At 69.1% G+C, this 15,768-nt stretch carries 15 protein-coding genes; 7 read left to right on the forward strand and 8 right to left on the reverse strand.

All coding sequences use genetic code 11. From position 1 onward, the window contains the following. Positions 1 to 11 precede the first annotated feature (11 nt). The 6 genes from ON34_RS03510 to ON34_RS03535 all read right to left on the reverse strand — a co-directional run bounded on the left by ON34_RS03510 (position 12) and on the right by ON34_RS03535 (position 5,506). Entirely contained in the window at positions 12 to 779 is a 768-nt protein-coding gene (locus tag ON34_RS03510; protein ID WP_040774155.1) for an RluA family pseudouridine synthase, read from the reverse strand. A gap of 199 nt (positions 780 to 978) precedes the next feature. Next, on the reverse strand, positions 979 to 1,989 hold the full coding sequence (locus tag ON34_RS03515; RefSeq protein ID WP_040774158.1) for an adenylate/guanylate cyclase domain-containing protein: 1,011 nt from the start codon (positions 1,987 to 1,989) through the stop codon (positions 979 to 981). A gap of 121 nt (positions 1,990 to 2,110) precedes the next feature. Next, complete coding sequence (locus ON34_RS03520; RefSeq protein WP_051022112.1) at positions 2,111 to 3,370, reverse strand: epoxide hydrolase family protein; 1,260 nt, start codon at positions 3,368 to 3,370, stop codon at positions 2,111 to 2,113. A gap of 101 nt (positions 3,371 to 3,471) precedes the next feature. Next, the gene (locus tag ON34_RS03525; RefSeq protein WP_040774384.1) at positions 3,472 to 4,425 is read right to left on the reverse strand and encodes a type IV toxin-antitoxin system AbiEi family antitoxin domain-containing protein; all 954 of its coding nucleotides are present in this window, start codon (positions 4,423 to 4,425) and stop codon (positions 3,472 to 3,474) included. A 95-nt stretch (positions 4,426 to 4,520) separates the two neighbouring features. After that, positions 4,521 to 5,144, reverse strand: a complete 624-nt coding sequence (locus ON34_RS03530; protein WP_085997006.1) for a TetR/AcrR family transcriptional regulator — start codon at positions 5,142 to 5,144, stop codon at positions 4,521 to 4,523. 5 nt (positions 5,145 to 5,149) lie between these two features. Further along, positions 5,150 to 5,506, reverse strand: a complete 357-nt coding sequence (locus tag ON34_RS03535) for an SPW repeat domain-containing protein (RefSeq protein ID WP_040774164.1) — start codon at positions 5,504 to 5,506, stop codon at positions 5,150 to 5,152. Between the two features lie 214 nt (positions 5,507 to 5,720). On the opposite strand from ON34_RS03535, the gene ON34_RS03540 reads away from it, so the two are divergent. The 3 genes from ON34_RS03540 to ON34_RS03550 all read left to right on the forward strand — a co-directional run bounded on the left by ON34_RS03540 (position 5,721) and on the right by ON34_RS03550 (position 8,657). Beyond that, on the forward strand, positions 5,721 to 6,917 hold the full coding sequence (locus ON34_RS03540; protein WP_040774167.1) for an NAD(P)/FAD-dependent oxidoreductase: 1,197 nt from the start codon (positions 5,721 to 5,723) through the stop codon (positions 6,915 to 6,917). A 127-nt stretch (positions 6,918 to 7,044) separates the two neighbouring features. Further along, on the forward strand, positions 7,045 to 7,827 hold the full coding sequence (locus tag ON34_RS03545; protein WP_040774169.1) for a glutamate racemase: 783 nt from the start codon (positions 7,045 to 7,047) through the stop codon (positions 7,825 to 7,827). A gap of 89 nt (positions 7,828 to 7,916) precedes the next feature. Beyond that, positions 7,917 to 8,657 (forward strand): DNA alkylation repair protein, encoded by a 741-nt coding sequence (locus ON34_RS03550; RefSeq protein WP_040774172.1) that lies wholly within the window; start codon positions 7,917 to 7,919, stop codon positions 8,655 to 8,657. Positions 8,658 to 8,687: 30 nt separating this feature from the next. Here the strand turns inward: ON34_RS03550 and ON34_RS03555 are convergent, their stop codons facing one another. After that, positions 8,688 to 9,743: a ferredoxin--NADP reductase gene (locus ON34_RS03555; protein ID WP_040774175.1), complete on the reverse strand. Its 1,056-nt coding sequence runs from the start codon at positions 9,741 to 9,743 to the stop codon at positions 8,688 to 8,690. A gap of 40 nt (positions 9,744 to 9,783) precedes the next feature. After that, positions 9,784 to 10,422, reverse strand: a complete 639-nt coding sequence (gene mftR2 / locus ON34_RS03560) for a mycofactocin system transcriptional regulator MftR2 (protein WP_051022114.1) — start codon at positions 10,420 to 10,422, stop codon at positions 9,784 to 9,786. 479 nt (positions 10,423 to 10,901) lie between these two features. Between mftR2 and mftA the strand changes: the two genes are divergently transcribed. From mftA to mftG, 4 genes are all read left to right on the forward strand, one after another. Beyond that, positions 10,902 to 11,000: a mycofactocin precursor MftA gene (mftA, locus tag ON34_RS34135; protein WP_157172164.1), complete on the forward strand. Its 99-nt coding sequence runs from the start codon at positions 10,902 to 10,904 to the stop codon at positions 10,998 to 11,000. Between the two features lie 13 nt (positions 11,001 to 11,013). Beyond that, entirely contained in the window at positions 11,014 to 12,582 is a 1,569-nt protein-coding gene (mftC, locus tag ON34_RS03565) for a mycofactocin radical SAM maturase (RefSeq protein WP_040774178.1), read from the forward strand. A gap of 231 nt (positions 12,583 to 12,813) precedes the next feature. Further along, a complete protein-coding gene (mftF, locus tag ON34_RS03570) occupies positions 12,814 to 14,211 on the forward strand; it encodes a mycofactocin biosynthesis glycosyltransferase MftF (protein WP_040774188.1) in 1,398 nt (465 codons plus the stop codon). A 71-nt stretch (positions 14,212 to 14,282) separates the two neighbouring features. Next, positions 14,283 to 15,734 carry a mycofactocin dehydrogenase MftG gene (mftG, locus tag ON34_RS03575; protein ID WP_040774191.1) on the forward strand — a complete coding sequence of 484 codons (1,452 nt, stop codon included), beginning with the start codon at positions 14,283 to 14,285 and terminating at the stop codon, positions 15,732 to 15,734. The last annotated feature ends 34 nt before the right edge of the window (positions 15,735 to 15,768 follow it).

Here is a 15,768-nt window from a genome sequence, read left to right on the forward strand (position 1 = left end):
GCAGCGGGGGACTACTGGATCGTGCGGAGCAGTTCGGCTGTGCGTTCGAGGACGGCCTGGTCGGCGGCTAGGCCCATCGGTCGCCAGAATTCGGCGTCGGGGTCGGCGGTCAGCGTGAGTTCCGGTGGCGTCCGCCAGGAGGCCGAGAGGCCGAGACGCCAGGAGTGCAGGTAGGTTCGCTCGTGCGTGCCGGACCGGTCGAACAGGGGGTCGCCGACGATCGGGTGTCCGGTCCAGGCCAGGTGAACCCGGATCTGATGGCGTCGGCCGGTGATCGGGCGCAGGGCGAGCACGGTGTGCGCCGGGGCGCGCAACACCGTCGCGAAGTGGGTGAGCGACGGATAGTGCTTCGCGGGAAGCAGATCGGCGTCGTCGACGAACCACCGGCCCGCCGCGTGCTGGATGCGTTCCCGGGGCGCGGCGATCCGCACCCGGTTCTTGCGACCCACGCTGAGCGGCAGGTCGATCACACCGGTGTCGGGCAGTCCGGTCGCCGCGACCACCGCGAGGTACGCCTTGTCGGCGGTCTGCTTGTTGAACTGCCTGGTCAGCTCGCCGTGCGCGCCGAGTTCCTTCGCGAACAGGATCAGGCCGGAGGTCACCTTGTCGATCCGGTGCACCGGATACAACGTCTCACCCGCGGCGGCGGCGAGTTCGACGATGTCGGTGTCGTGCCGTTCCCCGGTCACCGAAATCCCGGCCGGTTTGTGCAACGCCAGAATGGCGTCGTCCTCCTCGACCAGGGAACGCGCGCGCAGCTGTGACCAGTCCGTTTCCACCGGACGAGCATAGGGGCGCAGCCGGTCGCGGTCCGTCCGGGGATCGTGCTGGGCTGGGGGCAGCCGCTGAAGGGCAGGCGGGCGGAGTCTGTCTATGGCCGGTGCTGGGCTGAGTGGAGGTAGGGAGCCGCAGGAGGGGTGTAGGCGGGTGGAGTCCGTCCGTAGCTCACGCCGGGCCGAGTGGAGGCGAGGCGGCCGCTTACTTGTCGTTTCTGCCGTTGCGGCGCAGCAAGTGTGGACGCAGTCGGTTGAAGCCGCGCACGCGCACGCTGCGCAAGTGTTTGATGCTGAATTGCGGGTCGCCGTCCAGCGCGGTGGCGGCCCGGTCGTCGATGAGTATGGTGCCTGGCCGCGCGACGCCGGTGAGCCGGGACGCGATGTTCACCACCGAGCCGTACAGATCGCCGAAGCGTTGCAGCACCGGGCCGTACGCCACGGCCACGCGCAGGTCCGGGGTGCCGCCGACCATCATGGTCGACTCCTGGATGGCCAAGGCGATATTGGCGGCATCGGCGGCGCTCTCGGTGGCGAACATGACTTCGTCGCCGACGTTCTTGATCACCCAGCCGCCGTTCTCGGTGATGGCGGCCGTGGTGGTGGACTCGAACGCCTCCAAGAGCATGGACAGCTCGTCGGGGTGCAGGTGCCTGGTCAGCCGGGTGTAGCCGACCATGTCGGCGAAACCGACGGCCAGTTCGCGCACCGATTCGCCCGCGGTCGTCTCCGGGTCCAGCGATCGGGACAGCGCCGCGGCCAGATGCCGCCGCCACGCATAGATGTTCAACTGCTCCAGCGTGGCGATCGCGCCCTCGGTGGCGGTGCGCACCGTCTCGGCCGGGTCGGCGCCGGGGTCCGCAGCGGCGACGCGCTCTTCGATCTCCGCGAGCACCAGGTCGATCTGCCATTCCGCCAGCCGCGCCATGCCCTGACCGAGCGTGCGCGCGGTGGCGGCCTGCTGCCGTTTGTCCGCGGAGGACAAGACATTCAGCTGTTGGAAGTTGCGGACCGCCGCGATGTCGGCGTCGGCGTAATCGACCTCGTCGTCGCCCATGCTCGACGGGAAGCCGAGCGCCATCCACAGCCGCCGGGTGAGCGCCGTCGTCGTCCCGGACCGCTCGGCGACTTCGGTGCGGTTGTACCGGCGCGCTCCGTCGAGCAGATAGGACTCCACGACCGATTGCACCAAGTCGGACATCTCGGTGGGCACCATGATCCGTACCTTACGGGCAGCGCGGCTCCAGACGGCCGACCTTGGGCGAGTTCACATATTCAGTTGCTCCGCGTTGCGTCTTCGCCATGCCATCTCTGCCGCGGCTGGGTCTCGCTGGCTGTCAGCGGGTGGGTGTGCGGCCGCGGAAGGTCCGGCGGAGGTCATCGATCCACAGGTCGGGGATTTCCCACGGGATGAAGTGGCCGCCGCGATCGTGCGCGGTGAGGTTGACGTGGTTGTACCAAGCGGCGCGGTCGCTGGTGAGGAAATGCTCGACGCGCTGGGCGGTGGTGACGCCGGGTGGGTTCTCGTGGCCGACGAAGGTGATGCCGGTGGGCGCCTCGATGGCTGGTGTCCGGTTGTGCGACGGCGTCCACGGGTATCGGTTGTTGTTGGCGTAGGTGCGGATCGAGGTGCCGATGGAATTGCCGACCCAGAAGATCATCGCGTGGGTGAGCAGGTCGTCCTTGGTGAACACGGACTCGAGGTCGCCGCCGCTGGCGCTCCAGCTCGCCCAGCGCTGGAGGATCCAGGCGAGCATGCCGACGGGCGAGTCGGACAATCCGTAGGAGAGGGTGCTCGGTTCCAGGACGTGCGCGGCCAAGTGGACGGCGAAACGGCGTTCCAGTTCGATCATCCTGGCGCGGACGTCGGTGGGTAGCCCATCCGGGATCGGCCTGCCGCCGCTGATGTCCCAGGCGCGATCGCCGTCGAACAGCGTCAGCTTCTGACCCGACCCGATATGGATGCCGTACAACTCGTCGGCGTACTTGTGCCCGAGCTGACCGGTGACCAGCGCGCCGACGTCACAACCCGCCGCGGCGTACTTCGCATGGCCCAGCGTCCGGGTCATGAGGACATGCCAGAGGTCCGCGACCTTCCAGAAATTCATGTCCGGTTGGGACAGCGGTGCGGAGAACCCGAAGCCGGGGAAGGACGGGACGATCACGTCGAACGCTTCGGCGGGATCGCCGCCGAACGCCCCCGGGTCGGCGAGGGGATCGACAACCTTGGCCCAGTGCCAGAAGGTCCAGGGCCAACCATGGGTCAGGATCAGCGGTGTCGGGTGCGGTCCCGCACCCGGTTTGCGCATGAAATGCACGGGGACACCATCGATATCGACGAAGTAGTGCTCGTAGGCGTTGATCGCGGCCTCGGCCGCGCGCCAGTCGTAACCGGTGCGCCAGTATTCGACCAGCTCCTGCAGATAGCCCCGAGACACACCGTAGGACCAGTCCTCGTTGCCCGTGTCCAGCGGCCAGCGGGTCGATTCCAGCCGTTGCCGCAGATCGGCGAGCACCTCGTCGGCGACATGAATGGGCCTGGGCTCCAGCGGGAACCGGCCCGAGACTGCACGCGAGGAAACGGTCTCATGGCTCATCAGGCCAGTATGCTCCGTGTGCTCGTCGGGGCCGGAGTCGGTTCACCGAGCCGGACGGCTCCCAGCAGACGCGGTTGCCCACACTCAGCGACGAAACCGAGTCACGGCCTGGGTGTGGGCGTCCAATAGCCGGATCGGCGGCCCTGGGCACCTGCTCGGGCGGCCGTGCGGATGCGTTGGAGCAGATCGGACGGGGCGGCCAGATCGTCCCAGGTCCAGCGGACCACCGTCCAGCCGAGAGCGTGGAGTTGCTCGTCGCGCCTCTTCCCGTCGGCTATCCGTCCGGGGAAACGGGGGCCGCCTAAAGCGTGGGAATGCTCGGACCTTCCTTCGAACTCGCCGATTACGCCCAGCTCGGGGAACAGGAAGTCGACGCGCGCGACGCAGACTCCGCTATCGGAGAAGACGCGTGCCTGTATCTCGGGTTCGGGGATTCCGCAGTGGTGCAGCGCGATTCTGCTGCGGGATTCGCCGACGCTCTCGCTGCGGCCATCCAGGAAGTCGAGCACTCGGGCAGCTCTGCGGCGGCCCGGTCGGTGCCGGGCCCGCCGCAGGTGCTCCCGCAGCTCGGCGGTGGTCGTCAGACCGCGGCGCAGCGCGGAATCGCCGAGGGCGACGGATTGCTCGAAGCCTTCCGATCGGGCGATATCGATGACGGTACGGGCCGGAGTGGTCACTCCGATGCCCTCGACGAAGGTGATCTCGTCCGGCTCCACCTGCGCGGAATGGACGACGACCCGTTTGCTCAGGCGGCCGCCGTTGATCCGGTTCCTGGTCAGATGCACGCGATGGAGCGAGATATCCCAGGTCGACATGCCGTGCAGCACCGCGGCGGAGCAGTGGCTGGTGATCGCGGCATCGGACGTGGTCTCCGCGGTCGCGAAAGTGAGCAGCAGATGCCGATCCGTCGCGCCGAGACCGGAGCCCGATGAGTTCAGATAGCGCCCGGCCCGCAGGCGATGCCACTGTCCGGTGCGGCACAGCCGCCGCAGTTGCTTGTCGGACAGTCCAGTGGCCAGCGCTTGCCGACGCGAGATCAGTTGCGGTGCTTCCATACCGACGATCGTGGCGGACGCCGAAGTGCGGAACAGCCGTCCGAGCACCGAATGTGGATAACACGCCCGCTGTGGATAACGCCGCACATCCGGGCTCACCCCATGTGGGTCATTCCCGCCGCGACCACTTGCGCGATATTGAGTACTTCGTCGGCGGTGGGCAGCGGGACGCCGTCGAGCGCGTGCAGCCGGTCCGTGCTGGCGATGGCGAACATCGCCGAGACCCACGCCGCTGCGCATGCGCGCAGGGTGCCGGGGCGGACCGGGACCGGCGCACTCGCTTGGAGCACTTTCGCGGTGACGTCCAGCATCTGGTCGCGCAGGCGGCGCAGCTGACGTCGCACGTCGGGATGGGTGTCGGCCTCCCGCCACATGATCACCCGCAGCACCGACGAGTGATGGTCGCGCAGGTTGAGGGCGGCGTCCAGGTTGACCAGGCTCGTCGCCGGATCGCCCGGCGCGACGACAGTGCCGATGTCGTCGATCGGGTGCGCGGGCATGCGCTCGGACATCAGCGCGGAGAGAATCGAGTCCTTGGTCGGGAAGTAATAGAAGACGAGTCCTTTCGGAACGCCGGCCGCGGCGGCGATGGACGCCGTCGCGGTCGCGTCGAATCCCTGTGTCGCGAAAAGCTTTTCCGCGGCATCGAGGATGAGCTGCCGTGCGTCGCCATCGACTTTCGCGCTACGGCGACGCCCGGCGTGCCGGGATTTCGGCATCTGCATCAGTGATGCGGAGCCACGCCGTGCAGACGATCCGACACCGTCGGCAGCGCCGCCACCGCGACCACCGCCGTCACTACTCCGACTACCCATGCGGTCCAGGATGCGGCCCGGTACTCGGTGAAGTCCATGACCCAGGGGGAAATGAACAGCAGCACGGCGCACAGGCCCATCACGTAGTCGGCCGCCGCCATCGCGGGACGGGCCATCTGGGCGAGGCCGGTGAGGGCGATGAGCGCGCCGAGCACGATCAGTGACCACATGGCGTTGTCGTTGGTGTCCACCCAGATGGGTGACAGTGCGGTGAAGACCCCGAGCACGACAGCCAGGAAATCTTGCGCGCGGCTCTCGGTGAACATTGTGTGCCTCCTCGGGCTGTGGATTGTGTCCCAGTTCTCGGTATAGTCCTGATTGACCGCCCGATCAATAGCTGAACGGACACGATTTCGCGGCAGCGAGGCGCGCGGGTTCGACGTGACAGTCCTCACAGAATGGAAAACCAAGCAAAGGTTAGGGTTGCTGTCACCGCCGGTTCACGCAACGGCGGTCGGGTTCCACGGAAGGGATGGCCGCATGACCGCGCCGATCGTGATCGTCGGAGCCGGCCTCGCCGGCCTGCGCACCGCGGAGGAACTGCGCCGCGCGGGTTACGACGGTGAGCTGGTGCTCGTCGGGGACGAGGCGCGCCTGCCGTACGATCGCCCGCCGCTGTCCAAGCAGTTCGTGCGCGGCGAAACCGACGACACCACGTTGCGGCCCAGCGAGTTCTACGCCGAGAAACGCATCGATGTGCGACTGAGCACCGAAGCGGTCGGCGTCGATACCGATGCCCGCCGCGTCCGCCTGGCCGACGGCAGCACGCTGGACTACGACCAGTTGGTCATCGCCACCGGCCTGCGCCCGCGCCGCCTGCCCGGCCTGCCGGAGCTGCGCGGTGTACATGTGCTGCGTGGCCACGCCGACGCGGTCGCGCTGCGTGCCGATCTGGCCGACACCGCGACGGCGCTGGTGATCGGCGCGGGCTTCATCGGCTGCGAACTGGCGGCGAGCTTCCGTGCGAACGGCGTCGGGGTCGTCCTGGTCGAACCGCAGGCGACGCCGCTGGCCTCGGTGCTCGGCACCCAGGTGGGCGAACTGATCGCGCGGATGCACCGTGCGGAAGGCGTCGACCTGCGCTGCGGGACCGGCCTGGACACCCTCCACGGCGACGACGCGGGCCGGGTCCGTGGTGCGCGGCTGTCCGATGGCTCGGAGATCGCCGCCGATCTGGTCGCGATCGGGGTCGGCTCGCGGCCGGTGACCGAGTGGCTGAGCGACTCCGGGATCGCCCTCGCCGAGCCGTCGGCCGGTGGCGGGGTGCTCGCGGACGAGGTCGGACGCACCTCGGCGGCGGGAGTGTGGGCGGTCGGCGACGTCGCGGCCTGGCTGCACGAGACCGGATCGCGCAAGCGGGTCGAGCATTGGACCAATGCGGGGGAACAGGCCAAACTTCTCGCCTGCGCGTTGCTCGGGGCCGCTGCGCCCACCGCGGCCCGCGTGCCGTACTTCTGGAGCGACCAGTACGACGTCAAGATCCAGGCCCTCGGCACCCCGACCGCCACCGACGACGTGCACATCGTCTCCGACGACGGCCGGAAATTCCTCGCCTACTACGCCCAGGCGGGCACCCTCACCGGCGTGGTCGGCGCGGGCATGACCGCCCAGGTGATGAAGGTCCGCGCCAAGATCGCCGCGGGCGCCTCCATGACGGAGCTGCTCGCACCGAGCTGAGTCCCTCCCTCGAGGCCGCGATCGTCGTGCGATGCGGTCCAGCCGGTACGGGCTGCCGGTGGACTGGTACGGCCGGAAGACCGGGGAGGCGGAGGAGCGAGGTGGGGGAGCGTAATACGGTGGTCCGGTGATCGTCGCGCTCATCGACTCGGGTCTGGGGTTGCTGCCCACCTCCGCTTGGTTGCGTAAGTTGCGGCCGGATGTGGATCTGCTGCTGCAATTGGACCCGGATGGCGCGCCATGGGGGCCGAAGCCGGAGGAGTGGGTGGTCGACCGCGTGGTGGACGCCGCGCGGACTTCCCTGCGATCGGGCGCCGAGGTGATCGTCCTGCCGTGCAACACCGCCAGCGTCACGGCGCTGGAGCATGTCCGCGCGGAAGTCGGGCCGGGCGTTCCGGTGATCGGCACCGTGCCCGCGATCAAACCCGCGGCCGCCGTGTGCCGCTCGGTAGCGGTCTGGGCCACCGCCGCCACCACGGCGAGCCGGTATCAGGCCGATCTGATCGCGAAGTTCGGCGGCGATGCCGAGGTGGTCGGCGTCGCGTGCCATGGGCTGGCGGACGCGATCGATCGCGGCGACTTGGCCGCGGCCGGTGACGCCATCGCCAGCGCCGCCGCGCGGACTCCGGCGGGGGTGGAGGGCGTGGTGCTCGGCTGTACGCACTATCCGCTGGTGACCGACGCGATCGTGGCCGCGCTCCCGGACGGTGTGCGCCTGTTCGACAGCGCCCAAGCCGTTGCCGCGCAGACCGTTCGGCGCATCGAGGCGCTCGGTCGCCCGAGTGCCGGGAACGGCGAGGTCCGGGTACTGAACAGCGGAAGGCCGGGCGCGTTGCCCGCCAGCGCGGCGGCTTTCGAGTCGGGCCGCATTCTGGGCGCGCAGAGGTTGAACGCACAGCCGCTCACCTAGCGCAGGCGAAGCCGAAGGGCGGTTCGATGGTCGCGCGGCCGGGCCGGGAGCCGAGCTGGCGGCGGCAGGTTGGAACGGAGGGTTGTGCGATGACCGAGGTGGCGGTGAGCGCCGCGGATGTGCAGGCGGCTCTGCGGGCGATCGCGGACCCGGCCGACGCGGTGCACTTGCAACGGTTCTTCAAGACCGGGCCGGGGGAGTACGGCGAGGGTGACGTGTTCATCGGCGTCCGAGTCCCGGCGAGCCGAGGTGTCGCGAAACGGTTCTCGGGGCTTGCGCTCGACGAGATCGACCGGCTGCTCGACAGCGCGGTGCACGAAGATCGCTTCGCCGCACTGGTCATCCTGAATGCGCGATTCGCCGCGGCGTCCAAGCCGCGGACCTTCGACGACGCCGCCCGCGCCGCCATGGTGGAGTTGTACCTGGCGGCGGTACGCCGGGGCCGGGTGAACAACTGGGATCTGGTCGACGTGTCGGCCGAGAACATCGTCGGCCCGTGGTTGCTGGACAAACCCCGCGATCTGCTGTTCCACCTGGCACAGGCGGATTCGCTGTGGGAACGGCGGGTCGCCTTGCTGTCCACGTTCGCGTTCATCAAAGCGGGCGACGCCTCGACCACGTTCGCGCTGAGTGAACTGTTGCTCGATGACCGGCGCGACCTGATCCAGAAGGCGCTGGGGTGGATGCTGCGCGAAATCGGCAAGCGCATCGATCGAGCGCTGCTGACCGGCTTCCTCGACCAGCACGCCACGGCCATGGGACGTACCGCGTTGAGCTACGCCACCGAGCATTTGCCGCCCGAACTCCGCGCCGATTACCGCGCTCGATAGCTCGGCCGCGAACACGGCCCGCAACCGGCCTCAGAACTGGATCTTGAGGTGATCGGTCACGGGATGCGCCTGGCAGCCGAGGATGTAGCCGTTCTCGATGTCTTCGGGATCGAGGATTTCGGCATTGTCCATTTCGACCTTGCCCTCCAGCACCGTGCACGCGCACGATCCGCATTCGCCTTCCTGGCAGGAGTACGGCACGTCCAAGCCTTCGGCCAGCATGATGTCCACCAGCGTCCGCTTGCGCGGCCACTTCAGCTCGTGCACCTCGCCGTCGAGTTCCACCTCGACGGTCGCCGCGTCGGCGGCATCCTCGTCGGACACCTCGACCGGCGCCTGGTCGGCGAAGGGGTCTCCGGCGAGGGAGTTGAACACCTCGGCGTGCGTGCGCGACCGCGGGACGCCCAGCTGCGCGAGCGCGTCGTGCACCCGATCCATGAACGGCTTCGGCCCGCACATGAACGCGTCGTAGCCCCGATACGGCGCGACGAGCGTGGCCAGCGCGTCGGCCGTCGGCAATCCCTGCAGGTACTCCAGCCAGTGGATCACGGTGAGCCGCTGCGGGTGCTTGTCCGCCAGCTCGCGCAGCTCACCGGCGAAGATCACCGATTCGTGATCGCGGTTGGCGTAGACCAGCACGATGCGGCCGGTGCCGCGTGCGAGCGCCGACTTCAGGATGGACATCACCGGTGTGATGCCGCTGCCCGCGCCGAACAGCAGCAGATCGTCGTCCAGGTCCTTGGGCGTGAAAACGCCCGAAGGTGGCAGCACTTCGATCTGGTCGCCCGCTTTGACGTTGTCGCACACCCAGTTCGACCCGTAGCCGCCCTCGGTGCGCTTGACGGTGACCTTCGGGCGGTCGTCGGTGTAGGGCGAGCTGGCCAGCGAATAGCAGCGGGCCACCGAGCCGGTGCGGTCACTGGGGATGCGCAGCGTGAGGAACTGTCCCGGCTGGTAGCGGAACTTCTCGGCCAGTTCGTCGGGGACGTCGAAGACCAGCGAGCAGGTGTCGGCCGTCTCGGCGATCACCGCGGACACCCGCAGCACGACCGAGCGCGAGCCGTGCGGAACCTCGACAGTGGTCATGTCGTCCTCTCGAACCGTAAAACTAGAACGTGTTGCAATTTTATCGTACGTCGGTCGCCGCCTGCCGGACAAGCTGGGCTTCCAGACCGGCGATCAGCACGTCCATGCCGAAGTCGTAGGAGTACCGGCCGCGCAGGTCGCCGATGTACCGGGTGGCCCGCTCGACGACGGGGGGCAGCGTGACGTCGGCCGGTGCGGACCGGTCTCGGGGGTTCACCCGGCTGCGGCCGAAGAGATAGGTGTGGATGGTCGCGTAGGCGGCGAGCACGTTGCGGTCGTCGAAGCCCGCTTCGGCCAGGATGTCCATGATCGCGGCGATCAGGTCCAGCTGTTTGCCGAGCATCTGCTCGATCAGGATGTCGCCCAGGCCGGGATGCTTGCGCAGCTTCTCGTCGATCTGATCGACGAGGTCGCGCAGCCGGTGCTGCCACGGACCGGTTTCGGGCGGTGGCGTGCGAACTCCGGTGAGTGCCGCGCTGGCGACGAGGTCGAGCAGCTCGCGTTTGTCGGCGACGTAGTAGTACGGCGCCATGGGGGAGACACCCAGTTCGCGGGAAAGTCGCCGCATGGACAGCTTTTCCACGCCGTCCTGCCGGACCACCCGCAGTGCCGCCTCGACGATCTCGGTCTCCGACAGTGTTTGATTCGTGGTGCTCCCGGGTCCTCCGTGGTTACGCAAGCTTCCGCCTCCGGACCTTCTGCTCACACCGCTGTGTTCGATGTGCGGCGCTCCCAGGCCCTCCGTGGTTGCGCGAGCTTCCGCCTCCGGGCCTGACGCTCGCACCGCGTGTGCTCTCGCCCCCGTTCGCCTGCATTCGTCCGACTCCCATGCCACCTCTACCGCTGCGGGCGTATGTCACCCGTCACATTCTGTTCAGCTGCCTGCCACCCGAAGTCTAGAGCGCCGCGTCCGGGCACTGGTCGCCGCGCGCTCGACTCGGCGCGCGTCCGGAATGGCGGGTGGTCCCGGCCGATGACGGCCGAATTCCTCCGGTCTCCCTCCGGATGGGTGGAACATGTTCCATTTTGTCAGCTGATGACGTTATCGTGTGAGCGCGGACCGCGCCGGGCGGTCCCGCGCACCGATCGTCCCCCGCGGAGGTAGGCATGCCGGAATACGGATCCATCGGACACAGCGACACCGACAACACCGGACGGGTGGAGACCGCCGCCGCGCGGTCGGCCGAGGAGACGCCGCTGGTGGAGGAGAGCCTCATCGAAGAGGTGTCCATCGACGGTATGTGCGGCGTCTACTGACGGGCGGCCGACGATGTTCGATCTCGATACCCGCTGGCAGCTGCACCCGCGAGTGGCGCTGCGGCCGGAACCATTCGGCGCGCTGCTGTACCACTTCGGCACGCGCAAACTCTCGTTCCTGAAGAGTCCGCGGATTGTCGAGATCGTGCGGTCGCTGCCCGAGCACGATTCGGCTCGTGCCGCCCTGGACGCCGCGGGCGTGCCGGAGACGAGCGCCGAACCTTACCTGAAAGCGCTGACTCAGCTGGCGGATTCGGAGATGATCGTCGGTGCCCCGGCGTCCGGCGAGGGTCGGCGAGACCGCGCGCCACTCGCGCGTGACGGCGTCGAGCGGCAGCGCGGGGCGGCGGGGTCGAACCCGCGCTCGGACCGGGCGGTGCGCCTGGTCGACCGCTTCGAATCCGGTCTCGCCGCGCCGATCTGCCTGACCTGGGAACTCACCTACGCGTGCAATCTGTCCTGCGTGCACTGCCTGTCCTCGTCGGGGCGCAGAGACCCGCGCGAGCTGAGCACCGAGCAGTGCAAGGCGCTGATCGACGAGTTCGAGCGCATGCAGGTGTTCTACGTCAACATCGGTGGCGGCGAGCCGACGGTGCGCCCGGACTTCTGGGAGCTGGTCGACTACGCGACCGCGCACCACGTGGGAGTGAAGTTCTCCACCAACGGGGTTCGGATCACGCCCGAGATCGCGGCCCGGCTCGCGGCCAGCGACTACGTCGACGTGCAGGTGTCGTTGGACGGCGCCGACGCGACGGTCAACGATGCCGTGCGCGGCCCCGGCTCCTACGACATGGCCATTCGCGCGCTGGAAAACCTTGCCGCGGCGGGCTTCCGCGACGCGAAACTGTCCGTGGTGGCGACCAGGCACAACATCGGGCAGCTCGACCAGTTCCGCGCCATCGCCGACCGGTACGGCGCCACGCTGCGCTTGACCAGGCTGCGGCCGTCGGGGCGGGGCGCGGACGTGTGGGACGAACTGCACCCGACGCCCGACCAGCAGCGCGTGCTCTACGACTGGCTGCTGCGCAACGGGACGGGTGTGCTCACCGGCGACTCGTTCTTCCACCTCTCCGCGTTCGGTCAGGCGCTGCCGGGGCTGAACATGTGCGGGGCGGGTCGGGTGGTCTGCCTGGTCGACCCGGTCGGCGACGTCTACGCCTGTCCATTCGCCATTCACGACCGGTTCCGCGCGGGCAATGTGGTGACCGATGGTGGTTTCGGCGCGGTATGGCGATCCTCGGAGCTGTTCGCGGAGTTGCGCGAGCCGAGCGGCGGCGGCGCGTGCGCGTCATGCGCTCACTACGACGCCTGCCGGGGCGGCTGCATGGCGGCGAAGTTCTTCACCGGGCTGCCCGCCGACGGGCCGGACCCGGAGTGCGTCCAGGGCTACGGCGAGGCGGCGCTGGCCGACACCGCCCGGATGATCCCGCGCTCGTCGGTCGACCACTCCCGCCGGGTGGCGCCGCGGGCGAGCGGGCGCGGAACCGCACCGGTCCCGCTGACCCTGAGCGCGACGCGCCCGGCCGGTTTCACACCGGAACGCCGACCCGGACGGGCCTGCGACGAGAGTCCGCTGGCGTGATGCCATGAGATTTGCTGACAGGATGCTGAACGGTGGGGTTTGGCTGCGGCGCGGTTCGCGACCGGGCAATAGCCACTCTGTTGCCGAATGCTGGGCAAGCCGCGTAGGCGAATTGTCGGCATCGAATCCGGCGCGCGGGGTGCCCGACTCCGGCGCGGCTCGGGCCGGAATTCTGCCGAATTTTGCGCACTGTTGATGTCCGCGCGCGAATCTCCGCCTAGCATGCCAGGAATGCGCCATGATCGCCTGCCCGATGGATTCGGGGTGCGGATCGATCCTCGGGTACGCGCATACTCCGGAGGGCGGGTCCTGATCGGCGGTTCGCCGGCCCGGTTGCTGCGGCTTGCCCCGGAGGCCGCCGAGATGATCGGCGACGGGTACCTCGAGGTGACCGACCCGAAGTCCGCCGTCGTTGCCAGACGGCTGCTCGACTCCGGAGTGGCCAATCCGCGTCCCCGCCTGCTGCCGTCGCCGGAGGACGTCACCATCATCGTGCCGCTGCACAACAACGCCGAGGGGCTGGCGCGGCTGCTCGCCGCGCTGCGCGGGCACAACGTCATCGTGGTGGACGATGGCTCCGATCAGCCGGTCCGCATTCCGCGCAACCGCGGCACCCGCTGCCGGGTCACGGTGCTGCGGCACGACCGCAAGCAGGGACCGGCCGCCGCGCGCAACGCCGGTCTGCGGGCGGCGACCACCGACTTCGTCGCGTTCTTGGACTCCGACGTGGTGCCGCGCAGCGGCTGGCTGGAGGTGATGCTCGGCCACTTCAGCGACCCCGGGGTGGCGCTGGTCGCGCCGCGCATTGTCGCGCTCGACCCGGAGTCCACCGCGCTGGCGCGGTACGAGCACACCCGCTCCTCGCTCGATCTGGGCAGACGCGAGGCGGCCGTGCATTCGCGCGGGCTGGTGTCCTACGTACCGAGCGCGGCGCTGCTGGTACGCCGCAGGGCGCTGCTGGCGCAGGGCGGTTTCGACGAGTCGATGCACGTCGCCGAGGACGTCGACCTGTGCTGGCGGCTGGAACGGGCGGGCTGGCGGCTGCGCTACGAGCCCGCCGCGCACGTCGCGCACGACCATCGGGTCTGCTTCCGCGCCTGGTTCGGCCGGAAGCTGTTCTACGGCACGGGCGCCGCGCCGCTGGGCGAGCGACACGCGGGGATGGTCTCGCCGCTCTCGGTGCCGTCTTGGACGGTGCTGGCCGCGTTCCTGTTCGCCACGCTGAGCAAGTGGGGACTGCTCGGCGGGATCGTCACCCTGATCACCGCGCTGGCTCGCCTGCGCCGGGTCTTCGGCGAACTGGACAACCCCACCCGGATCGCCGCGATCTACCTCGCGCGTGGCTTCTTCGCCGGACTCTGGCGGCTCGCCTCGGCCATGTGCAGGCACTACTGGCCGATCACGCTGCTGGCGATGCTCGTCTCACGGCGGATCCGGCGGATCGCCGTCACGATGGCCGTCGCGGACGGCCTGGCCGACTGGTTCACCCATCGCGACGCGGGCGGTCTCGATCCGGTGCGATACGTGGCCTACAAGCGGATCGACGACATCGCCTACGGCACCGGGTTGTGGCTCGGCGCTTACCGCGCACGCAGCCTGGAAGCGCTGAAACCCACGACGCCCCGCTGATCGAACGCTCCTCCGCCGCTCCGTGTCTTCAGGCCGTACTCGGAAAACCCGAGCAGAACGAAAGGCCACCTATGGTCGACACACTCATCGTCGGGGGCGGCACCGCCGGGAGTGTCCTGGCGGAGCGGCTGAGCGCGGACCCGGCGCACACGGTGCGGGTGCTGGAGGCGGGGCAGCTGTGGGACGACCCCGCCGAGGTCCCCGTCGAGCTGCTCGACGCGACCGCGATGCCACTGCGTCCAGGGGCGGAGTGGTTGTGGCACTACGAAGTGGTCCTCGCCGACGATCCTCCGGTGCCGGCGACCATCGTGCGCGGCAAGGTGATCGGGGGCTCGGGGGCGATCAACGGCGGGTATTTCGTCCGGGCCACGACGACGGACTTCGACGCCTGGAGCCGAGCGCTCGGCGGCTCGGCCACCTGGTCGTTCGACGAAGTGCTGCCGATGTTCCGCCGCACCGAGCGCGACCTGGATTTCGGCGATCGCCCCTGGCACGGCGACCGCGGTCCGGTTCCGCTGCACCGCACCACGCATCCGGCCCCGGTCAGCGCGGCGTTCACCGCGGCGTGCCTGGACGCCGGATTCGCCGAGGTGCCCGATCTCAACGCGCCGGACTGCGGTGACGGCGTCGGCGTCGTGCCGTGCAACTGTGACCGGGGCAGGCGGACCGGCACGGCGCTCGGCTACCTGCTGCCCGCGCTGTCCCGCCCGAACCTGAGCGTCGCGGCACGCACGTATGCCACCCGCATTCGCTTCGACGGGTCGAGGGCGGTCGGAGTGGACTGCGTACGCGAGGGCAAGGCTCATACCGAGTGGGCGGACCGGATCGTGCTCAGCGCCGGTGCGATCGAGTCGGCCGTGCTGCTGTTGCGCTCCGGTATCGGTGATCCGGAACAGCTTCGCGCCCTGGACATTCCGGTGGTGCACGCGGCTGCGGTCGGGGCCGGGTTCACCGATCACCCCGAGATCGGCATCTCCTATCAACTCGAGCTGGCCGGGCGGCAGACCGTTCCACTGGAAACCGTTCTGGAGGTGGACGATATCGAGATCCGGCCGTACGCCGTGTCGTTCACGCCGGGCGTGCGCAGGCTCGGCGTCGCGCTGATGCGCCCGCGATCCTGCGGCGTGCTGCGCCTGCGCTCGGCCTATCCCGCCGACGCGCCGCTGATCGACTACCGCTACCTCGCCGATGAGGAAGACCGCGCCCGCCTGCGCGACGCGGTGTCGACCGCCGCCGATCTGCTGCGCCGGATGAACGCGCGCCCGGTCGATCCCATTCCGGCGCGTGCGAATCTCGACCCCTGGCTCCGCGTGAATCTGGCTACGTCGCAACATCTGTCCGGAACCTGTCCGATGGGTCGCGAGGACGACGCGGCGGCCGTGGTGGACGAGACGTGCCGAGTGCGTGGAGTGACGGGGCTGTCCATCGTCGACCTCTCCGTCGTGCCCGTGCCGCTGGGACGTGGCCCACAGGCCACCGTGGTGATGCTCGCGGAAAAGGTGGCCGCGCACCTCACCTCGTAGCGTGGAGCGCAGGGGATGCGGGGGCACGCCGGTG

The organism is Nocardia pneumoniae NBRC 100136 (genome assembly GCF_000308755.1).
GTDB lineage: Bacteria > Actinomycetota > Actinomycetes > Mycobacteriales > Mycobacteriaceae > Nocardia > Nocardia pneumoniae.